This is a genomic window from Streptomyces sp. S6 (assembly GCF_054880855.1).
Genome location: NZ_JBTYMC010000253.1, coordinates 1 through 9,760, shown reverse-complemented (window position 1 = coordinate 9,760; position 9,760 = coordinate 1). Strand labels below are relative to the sequence as shown.

7 protein-coding genes are annotated in these 9,760 nt (G+C 71.1%); 3 read left to right on the top strand and 4 right to left on the bottom strand.

Features of this window, described 5'->3' with window-relative positions:
- Positions 1-257: 257 nt before the first annotated feature.
- Complete coding sequence (locus tag ACVNF4_RS26915; RefSeq protein WP_461805463.1) at positions 258-1,268, top strand: quinone oxidoreductase family protein; 1,011 nt, start codon at positions 258-260, stop codon at positions 1,266-1,268.
- Between the two features lie 39 nt (positions 1,269-1,307).
- Here the strand turns inward: ACVNF4_RS26915 and ACVNF4_RS26910 are convergent, their stop codons facing one another.
- The 4 genes from ACVNF4_RS26910 to ACVNF4_RS26895 all read right to left on the bottom strand — a co-directional run bounded on the left by ACVNF4_RS26910 (position 1,308) and on the right by ACVNF4_RS26895 (position 5,917).
- The gene (locus ACVNF4_RS26910; RefSeq protein WP_461805462.1) at positions 1,308-2,267 is read right to left on the bottom strand and encodes a nucleoside hydrolase; all 960 of its coding nucleotides are present in this window, start codon (positions 2,265-2,267) and stop codon (positions 1,308-1,310) included.
- A 116-nt stretch (positions 2,268-2,383) separates the two neighbouring features.
- Complete coding sequence (gene thrS / locus ACVNF4_RS26905; protein ID WP_461805461.1) at positions 2,384-3,601, bottom strand: threonine--tRNA ligase; 1,218 nt, start codon at positions 3,599-3,601, stop codon at positions 2,384-2,386.
- Between the two features lie 319 nt (positions 3,602-3,920).
- Positions 3,921-4,874, bottom strand: coding sequence for an LAETG motif-containing sortase-dependent surface protein (locus ACVNF4_RS26900; RefSeq protein ID WP_461805460.1), 954 nt, complete (start codon positions 4,872-4,874; stop codon positions 3,921-3,923).
- A 236-nt stretch (positions 4,875-5,110) separates the two neighbouring features.
- Positions 5,111-5,917, bottom strand: coding sequence for a DUF4142 domain-containing protein (locus ACVNF4_RS26895; protein WP_461805464.1), 807 nt, complete (start codon positions 5,915-5,917; stop codon positions 5,111-5,113).
- A 306-nt stretch (positions 5,918-6,223) separates the two neighbouring features.
- Here ACVNF4_RS26895 and ACVNF4_RS26890 point away from each other — a divergent pair, with 306 nt between their 5' ends.
- Positions 6,224-6,904 carry a DUF6445 family protein gene (locus ACVNF4_RS26890; protein WP_461805459.1) on the top strand — a complete coding sequence of 227 codons (681 nt, stop codon included), beginning with the start codon at positions 6,224-6,226 and terminating at the stop codon, positions 6,902-6,904.
- 212 nt (positions 6,905-7,116) lie between these two features.
- Positions 7,117-9,426 (top strand): ATP-binding protein, encoded by a 2,310-nt coding sequence (locus ACVNF4_RS26885; RefSeq protein WP_461805458.1) that lies wholly within the window; start codon positions 7,117-7,119, stop codon positions 9,424-9,426.
- Positions 9,427-9,760 lie beyond the last annotated feature (334 nt).

The following is a 9,760-nucleotide window of genomic DNA, read 5'->3' as shown; positions in this document are numbered from 1 at the left end:
CGATCTTCACGTACAGTGCGGTCACGAGGGTGTTCAAGTTCGTCGTCACAAACGATCATGAACACCCTCTCTTCGTACCCGCAGGCATTCGGAAAGACTCGTCTAGGGGTACGACCCGTACGACCCGTACGGCCGCTGCGGGGTGAGGCGGACACCGCGCTCCGGTACAGGAACCGAGGGACGTTCCGCCTGCCGGGAATCGCATCGCCGTCAACGGGGTTGGCGGGGGATGAACCGTTATTGGTCATTGGAGCGTCATGCGAGCGATTCAGGTGTACGAAGTGGGCGGTCCCGAGGTACTGCGGGAGGCAGAGGTGGACCAGCCCCGGCCGGGGCCGGGCGAGGCGGTCGTGGAGGTCGCCGCATCCGGGGTCAACTTCCTCGACGTCTATTACCGCGAAGGCCGGTACAGCCTCCCGCTGCCCTTCACCCCGGGCTCCGAGGGCGCCGGCACGGTCGTCGAAGTCGGACCCGGTGTCGCTGACGTCGCAGTCGGGGACCGGGTCGGTTGGGCGGAGATTCCCGGCACGTACGCCGAGCGGGCCGTCGTGGACGCCTCCCGGCTGGTGCCGCTGCCCGACGACATCGGCTTCGAGACGGCCGCCGCCGTGCTCCTCCAAGGCATGACCGCGCACTATCTCATCAAGGACGCCTACCCGGTTCAGGGAGGCGACACGGTGCTCGTGCACGCGGCAGCCGGCGGCATGGGGCTGCTTCTGACCCAGCTCATCACCCATCTCGGCGGCAGGGTGATCGGTACGACGTCGACCGCGGCGAAGGCCGAGCTGGCGAAGCGCGCCGGGGCCGCCGAGGTGATCCTCTCCTCCTCGGTCGACGATCTCGCAGCCGAGGTGAGGCGGCTCAACGGCGGTCAGGGACTGCCGGTCGTCTTCGACGGCGTCGGCGCGCACACCTTCGACGCGAGCCTCGCCAGCCTGCGGGCCCGCGGCCATCTCGTGCTCTTCGGCGCGGCAAGTGGTGCCGTGCCGCCGTTCGATCCGATCCGGCTCGCCCAGGGCGGTTCGCTGACCCTGATCCGGCCCAGCCTCGGGGACTACATCGCCGATCGGTCCGAACTGCTTCGACGGGCCGCCGGTGTGTTCGAGTGGGTGCGCTCCAAGGCGCTTGAGGTCACCGTGACGGGCCGCTACGCATTGTCCGAGGCCGCCCGGGCCCACAGCGATCTGGAGGCCCGGCGCACCACCGGCAAGCTGCTCGTCGTACCCGGTGCCGCTGCTTTCGGACGCCGCGAGGAGACACAGAGCTGATCGCGGGTGATACCCGTAACCCTCTGGTAGCAGGTGGTGTCACCCCTCCACCGTCTCCAGGTACAGCTTCACGTACCGCTCCACATCCACCTCCAGAGCCACGTCCACCAGTGCCCCCTCCCTGCTCAGGCCGTGGATCTCGGCCTCGCCGGGGCGGGGTCGGCGGTCTACGACGGTCTGGCCCCGGGTGGGGCCGGGGGCGAGGGAGACCTCCACCGGGAGGAGCGCGGTGGTGAGGCCGCCGGGGTCGGCGACCGCGCAAACCGCGCCGGCGTCACCGAGGCACCCGGTGGGGCTGGGGTCACCGGTGGCGTCCGGGTCGCGGTGGGCCAGCAGGTCACCGGCGAGCCGCAGCGCGGGGTTCCCGCTCGCACGCAGCCGGGTGACGTCGTCCTCGGGGACCAGGACCTGCCGGAAGACGTCCAACCCGTACATCGTGAGAGGGACCCCGGCCGTCAGCAGGATCGCCGCCGCCTCCGGGTCGTGCCAGACGTTGAACTCCGAGACCGGTGTGGCGTTGCCGACCTCCACCGCGCCGCCCATGAAGACGATCCGCTCGATGTGCGCGGTGACCTCGGGGTACGTCCGCAGCAGCAGCGCGATGTTGGTGAACGGCGCCGTCGGGATCAGCGTCACCTTGCGCGGCGAGGCGAGGATCTCCCGCCGCAGGAGTGACACCGCGTCCAGCTCCACAGGGGTACGGGTAGGGGCAGGGAGCCCGAGGTCCCCCATGCCGTCCACCCCGTGCACGTGCTGGGCCGAGCGGGACGGTTCGATCAGCGGGCGCTCCGCTCCCCGGGCGACGGGGATGTCCGGGGAGCCCGCCAGCTCCAGCACGGTCAGGGTGTTGCGGACCACCCCGTCGACGTCCGTGTTCCCGGCGACGCAGCTCACCGCCCGCAGGTCGATCGCCGGGTGCCGGACGGCGAACAGCAGGGCCAGGGCGTCGTCGACACCGGTGTCCACGTCCATGATCACGGGTACGGGCTGAGCGGTCACGTCGAGAACCCCTTCCGTGCGGCCCTCGATCGGACCGCGGTCGATCGTGCGATGGTCGGGCGTGCGGCGGCCGGTCGCGTGGAACGGCTCCCGCCCCCGACCCTATGCCGTGTCGATCATTTCCACAGGACGGTCTCCCGGGCCGCCGACCGCTCCGCGACCCTGCGCACCAACTCGGCCGCGCCCAGCGGCCCGACCTGCCGTCCGTCCCGCAGCCGCACGGCGGCCAGGCCGCCCGACGCCTCCCGCTCACCGATCACCGCCTGGTACGGCACCAGCCGCGCGCCCCTGATCCGCGCCCCCAGGCTCCCCTGGTCCGGCCCGGAGTACACCACCCTGATACCTGAGGACTCCGCCTCACGTACGAGCTCCAGCGAGTGAGCCTCCTGTGCCTCGGAGACGGGCAGCACCGCCAGTTGGACCGGGGCCAGCCAGACGGGGAACGCACCGCCGTGCCGCTCGATCAGATGGGCCACCGCCCGCTCGACGCTGCCGACGATGCTGCGGTGCACCATGACCGGGCGGTGCTTCGCCCCGTCCGCGCCGATGTAGGTGAGGCCGAACCGCTCGGGCTGGTGGAAGTCGATCTGGACGGTCGACAGGGTGGCCTCGCGGCCCGCCGGGTCGGTGATCTGCACATCGATCTTCGGCCCGTAGAACGCCGCCTCGCCCGCCGCCTCCTCGTACTCGATACCCTCAAGTGCCTTGCGCAGCAGGGCGGTTGCCCTGCTCCACAGCTCGGGACCGGCGACGTACTTGCCACCCTCGCCCGGCAGCGACAGACGGTACCTGGACGCCTCGATGCCGAGGTCGTCGTACGTGCGGCGGATCAGGCGCAGGGCCGCGCTCGCCTCGTCCACGGCCTGGTCGAGGGTGCAGAAGACGTGGGCGTCGTTCAGCTGGATCGAGCGGACCCGGGTCAGACCGCCGAGGACGCCGGACAGCTCGGAGCGGTACATGCCGCCCAACTCGGCTAGGCGCAGAGGGAGTTCGCGGTAGCTGCGGGCGCGGGAGCGGTAGATCAGGGCGTGGTGGGGGCACAGGCTCGGGCGCAGCAGGACCTCCTCCGAGCCGAGCCGCATCGGGGGGAACATGTCGTCGCTGTAGTGGTCCCAGTGGCCCGAGATCTCGTACAGCTCCCGTTTGCCGAGGACCGGTGAGTACACGTGCCGGTACCCCGCCGACTTCTCCAACTCCCGTACGTATTCCTCCAGTTCATGGCGCACGACCGCTCCGTCCGGGAGCCAGTACGGCAGGCCCGCGCCCATCAGGGGGTCGGTGTCGAACAGGTCCAGTTCGCGGCCGAGCCGGCGGTGGTCCTCGTACGCGTCCATGTCGGTCTCCTCGATGTCGGCGAGGCGGGTGGACCGACGGCGAAGCCCCGGGGCACCCGCCCCGGGGCTTCTTCGAACAGCTCAGCTGTCAGCGCGCCGGGACGATGTCCGGCGTCGTTGTGCGTGACGAGTGGGCGCGCTTCATGCGGCCACGGTAGAGGCCGGTCTGCGGGGTGTGCCACGGGTTTTACGGGGAGTACGGGGCGGGTGCGGGTCGTACGGGTACTACGGCCGCACGGCTGCCGGGGTGGGTACTACGGGTATGACAGGTCACCCCCCGGCAGCCGTGAGTACTACGGGTACTACGGGTACTACGGGTTCACGCCTGCGTGCCGCGCCGCTTCCGCGTCGCCACCACGATCGCCGCGCCGCCCGCGAGGAGGGCCGCCGCGCCGCCGATGATCACGCCGGTGTTGTTGCCCGCGCCGGTCTCGGCGAGGTTGCCGCCACCGCCGTTGGGCGTGGGGGCGGCCGGGGGCGTGCTCTCGGAGGTGGACGGGGCGGGCGTCGGGGACTCGGAGCCGCCGTCGCTCGGCGGGGTGGACTCCGGGGCGGAGGGGGACGGCGACGGGGAGGTCGGCGGCTCCTCGCTCTGCGACGGCGGGGCGGTGACCGGCGGCGTGGCCGGGGGAGTGGCCGGCGGCGTGCCCGGGGGCTGCTCGGTGACCGTGCAGTCCTTCGTGCCGCCGTTCCAGGCCGCGATCAACTTGTCCTTGATCACCGGACGGTCCGGACCCTTGGGCAACTCACCGTGCTCGAAGCCGTCTTGGGCGTCCTTCTTGCCGTCGAACTTGACCGCGCCCCGGTAGAGGTCGATCTGCGCGTAGCAGCCGGCGTTCGGGACGGCGATGTCGAGCGTGTCCTTCTGCCCCTTCTTCACCGTGACGGTGTCGAAGTCGGCGAAGACCTGCTCGCCGGAGGTGTTGAAGGTCGGGCCGTGCGCCAGGTAGGAGGCGAGGGAGACGGTGCAGGTGCCGCCCGCGCCGAGGACCGTGACGTGGACCTTGCCGTCGGCGGACGGCTTCAGGTTCTGGTCGTCGACCCGGACGGAGTCGAAGAAGGACGTCCCGTCGAGCGAGAACTGGCAGCGGTCGGCCTCGGTCTTCTCACCCGCGCCGGTGCCGGGCAGGTACTGCCCGCCACCCTGCCAGCCGCGACCGCCGCCGTTCGCCCAGGCGCCGGACGCGGCGGCCACGGAGGCGGTGGCGAGGGCGAGCGACGCGAGGCCCGTCCCCAGCAGACGGCGTGCGGTGACACTTCTCGCTATGGACATGCGTATCCCATCTTGGGGCACCTGACATGACGACACGTCACATCCGGTGCTGCCAGGGGTGACTTGGTCGGATCACGTGGCTGGTCGCCGCCGACCACCGTGCGTGGACGGCCGGTTGGACCAGGAAGGGACACCCGGCGCGCGGGTTCGTGCGCGCCAGGGGTGTGAGCGCCCATGGTGATCTTCCGCCGGGAAGCCTGTCAACTCGCCCTGTGGCAGCGATGGTTACGGATCGATCAACCGCCGTTGTTGTTCCCGCCGTTGTTGTTTCCGGCGTTTCCGCCACCGTTGTTGTTGCCGCCCGGGGCCGCGGTGACGCCGGCGCTGGCACCGGCGATCCGGTCGATGTCGACCGGCGTGGAGGTGGCGGTCGGCGGCGGGGTGAGGACGAGCACCTGGCCACCGGGGACGCCGGGCGGCGGGGTCAGGTCCGACTTGGGCAGCTTGGGCGGGGTGGTCTGCTGGAACAGGGACTGGTCGATGTCGACGAGACCTGTCTGTTCCATCACGGTGATGTGGTCGAGGACCGTGTCGTTGGCCTGGTCGGCGAGCGCGCGAACCAGCGTGTTCTTGGTGGTGGAGCGGACCTTCGCGACGGTGTTGAAGATCGAACCGTGCGTGATGCGCAGGATGTTGGCGAAGTCCCGGTCGAACTGGTCGCCCTTGGTGTCGGACGTCAACTGGCTGACGAAGCCGATCTGTTGAGGGCTCGCCACGTTCGGCAGCGTGATGTTGAGCATCGGCGCGATCTTGCGGCACGTGGTGTCGAGGGCGGCGTGGCCGTCGACAAGGTGCTGACTCGCCACGATGACACCCTGGTTGGTGCCCTTCTGCAAGCCCAACTGGCCGACCGGGTACTCCCACAGACCGGCGGCACGCACCTTCACCACGAAGTCGCGGTCGAGTTCGGTGAGGGGGCCCCACTGTGTGGTGGCGATGATCCTGTCGTTCGAGGCGGAGGCCGTGTCGACACCCAGCATCGATGGGTAGACGAGTGCGGCGAGGGTCATGCTCAGGGCGCCGCCCACGAAGAGAGTTCCCATCGCGTTGCGTGAAAAGCGCACCGTGCCTCCTGCCCGGTCGGGGAGCCCGCGACGCGAGGGCGGCGGGATCGGACGTACAGGAATACGGACGGGATGTGCCGGTGACTCACCGGGTGCGGAAAAAGTTTCCGGACCGGGCGCCCTTCGGCCCTCCGGCCCGGGTGCCCCGGTGATCAGCTGGGCTCGGCGCCTTGGCGATCCGTTGACCAGGGCTACCAACCGTTGACCAGACCCCGGGGTATTACTGGTCCAACCCTTAGGGAAGCACGGGCGAGCGGCTGCTTACCGGCGTCCTACATTCGCCGCATGCCCCCACAACCACGCGCGTTGCCGCAGTTGCCCGTGCTGCCGTACCGGAAGCCGACCGAGGGCCGGGACTACTGGGTGCTGGACGACGTCCTCCCCGAGGTGGACGCCGTACGGGAGAGGTGCCTCGCCAAGGACGACTGGGTCAGGGGATACCCGTACACCTCCGAGACCTGGCCGGGACTACGGGCCATGCCCGGCCTCGAACCGGCTGAACTCGCCCGCGTGGAACGCCTGGTGAGGCAGGCGACCGGCGCGAAGGAACTGTGGGTGCAGAAGGCGCCCGGCGGCGGCACCCTCAACCACAACTGCGTCCAGGTGGTCGGCGAGGGAGAGAGCGAGCCCCGGCCGCACACCGACTCCCGGTCCCTGTGCCGCTACGCCGCCGTCCTCTACCTGAACCCCGTAGCTCCGAAGGACTGCGGGACCGCCTTCTACCGGCAGACCCTGCCCGGCGGCCGGCTCGGCGGGAACGTCGTCCAGGCGCCGCACAACAACCTCGTCGACGCTCTCGGTACCCGGTTCGTCGCCCCCGACGCCTTCGAGGAGGATATCCGCGTCCCCCACAAGTACAACCGCCTCCTCCTCTACAACGCGGCCCTCGTGCACAGCGCGACCGGTTACTGCGGGACGGCACTGGAGGACAAGCGGATGACGGCGGTCTTCTTCTGGATGGCCTGAACGCGCGGGCGGCCTGAACGCGCCCCCGAACACCACTCCCGCACTCCGAAACCCCACCCCTCCCACCCCTTTCACCCCTCGCGCAGGTTTTCGAGCCCCGTCCCCGGCGCGAGTGATACCTACGCCTTCTCGCGCCATTCACGCTCGGCAGCAGTGTGCTTACGCTGTGATGAGTGACAGGGTGTCGACGGCCGCGCGAGCACGGGGGACAGATGGGATTCGGGTTCGGACAGCGGCGGGGTGGTCAACTTCCCGTAGAACTCACGAGCTTCGTCGGCAGGGCTGAGGAACTGGTCCTGCTGCGGGACGCGTTGGGCCGCGCCAGACTCGTCACACTGGTCGGCCCCGGCGGCGTCGGCAAGAGCCGGACGGCGCTGCGCGCGGCCGGTGCCTCGGCCGCGCGGTTCGCCGACGGGGTACGGCTCGTCGAGCTGTCCGCCCTGCGCGACCCGGAGTTGGTGCCCGCCACCCTCGCCGGCGTCCTCGAACTCCCCGAACAGCCCGGCATGAGCCCGCTGGACGCCGTCGTCGAACACCTCCGCGACCGGCGCATCCTGCTTGTCCTCGACACCTGTGAACACCTCGTCGACGCCTGCGCGATGCTCTGTGACATCCTCCTGCGCGAGGCCCCCGGCCTCAGCGTCCTCGCCACCAGCCGTCAGCCGCTCGACGTCCCCGGCGAACACTGCGTCCCCATCGCCCCGTTGAGCAGGCCGGACGCGGTCGACCTGTTCGTCCAGCGGGCGGCGGCCGTGACCGGTGGCGCACCCCTCGACAACGGCGACCGGGAGCGCACCCTCGCCCTCGTCGACCGCCTCGACGGAATGCCGCTCGCCCTCGAACTCGCCGCCGTACGACTGCGCGCGGTGCCCCTCGCCGAACTGGTCGCCCGGCTCGACCAGCGGTTCGAGGTGCTGACGGGCGGTCGCCGCACCGCCCTCACCCGCCACCAGACCCTCCGCACGGCCATCGACTGGTCGTACGACCTCTGCACCCCGCACGAACGCCTGCTGTGGGCCCGACTCTCCGTGTTCGCCGGGTCGTTCGAGCTGTCGTCGGCCGAACAGGTCTGCGGGGGCAGCCAGTTGCCGCCCGGAGAGGTCGTCGAAGCGCTGATCGGGCTGGTGGACAAGTCCGTCGTGCAGCGCATCGGAGAGGACGGCGGGCGCTACCGGCTCCTCGACACGATCCGCGAGTACGGTGCCGGGCGGCTCGACCCGGCCGACCAAGAGGCTGTGCGGCAACGGCACTTCGCGCACTACGAACGTCTGGTGGCCCGGTTCTGGGACGAGTTCCTCAGCCCCGCCCAGGTCGCCCTGCACCGCGCCGTGCGCGAGGACGTCGCCGACGTGCGGGCCGCCCTGGAGTACGGCTGCGCGGCGGACGGCCGGGCCGTTCAGGCGCTGTGGCTGGCCACCCGTCTCGGGCCGTACTGGCGGGCCGCCGGCACCCTCTCCGAGGGCCGCCACTGGATCGACAAGGGCCTCGGACTCACCCCGCAGGACTGCCCCGAGCGGGCCTGGGGCCTGCTGATGACCGGCATCTTCGGGGTGTGGACGGGCGACCTGGAAACCGCTCTCGACCGTTTTCCGCAGGCCTACGACGTGGCGCGCAGGTGCGGGGAGGAGCGCGTGGTCCTTTCGGCCGAGGGATACCTGGGAGCCATGACGGCGTTCGGCGGCGCCGTCGAGCAGGGGCTCGCCGAGATCGAGGCCGCCCGGCGGCGCATCCTCGCCTCCGGGGACGGGCTCGCGATCGGCGTCATCCACTACGAAGCCGCCCTGCTGCGGGCCGTGTTCGGAGACACCGGCGGGGCGCTCGAACTGTGTGCCACAGGTATGTCGTACCTCGACGGGCGCGGGGAGCGGCAGCTGTACGCCTCGACCGTCGCGACGAAGGGGCTCATCCTCCACCTCACCGGCGAGCACACGGAGGCCGCCGAGTGCTTCCGGCTCGGGCTCGAAGCCGCCGCCGAGATAGGGGAGATCCTGGTCGCCGCGCTCGCCGCCCTCGGCCTCTCCTGGCATGCCGCACAGCAGCAACGGCACGTCCGCGCCTGCTGGTTGATGGGGTACGCCGAACACGCGCGGCATCTCGGCGGCGACCCCGTCACCCTGCTGCCGAGGCTTCTGGAGGAGCGGGAGGCCGCGCAGAAGGCGGTGCGGGCCGCGCTCGGCGACGAGACGTTCGAGCGTTGGCGGGAGACCGGGGCGCGGCTGTCGGGGCGAGAGGTCTTGGAGGCGGTCCGCGCGGACGACGACGTCCCCGCCCCCGCCGACCCTCCCGCAGGCCGGCGCACCCCCGGCCCTCGGCAGACCCTCGACAGTCGGCCCCGGTCCGTGGACGCCCTCACCCGGCGCGAACGCGAGGTGGCCGTCCTGGTCGCCCAGGGCCTGTCCAACCGCGAGATCGCCGAGCGCCTCGTCATCTCGAAGCGGACCGTGGACGCGCACGTCGAGCACATCCTGGCCAAGCTGGGCATCACATCGCGGACGGAGATCCCGACGACGGTGGGGCCCTGAGGGGTACGGGTATGACGGGGATCAGCCCCTAGGGAACCCCCGCCGCGGCGGCCCCGTCCGGGCTAGGGGTACGTACGCATACGGCAACCCGCCCGCACCGGCCGCTAGGTGTACGGATCTTCCCCGACGGGCCTGCGCCCGCGCCCCGAGGTGGGGCAGCCTGGTCGTGCCGCCCGGGGGAACGGGAGGAGCCGGGTCCGACAGGCTGGACCCCCACGGCCACTGTCATGGCATGGCACCCGGCCCCACACCTCCCCTCGGCGGCGACCCAAGCGGGGCTGCCCCTGGTCGGCGGGGCAGCCCCCACCCGGCGCCGCGGGGCGGGAGCACACCG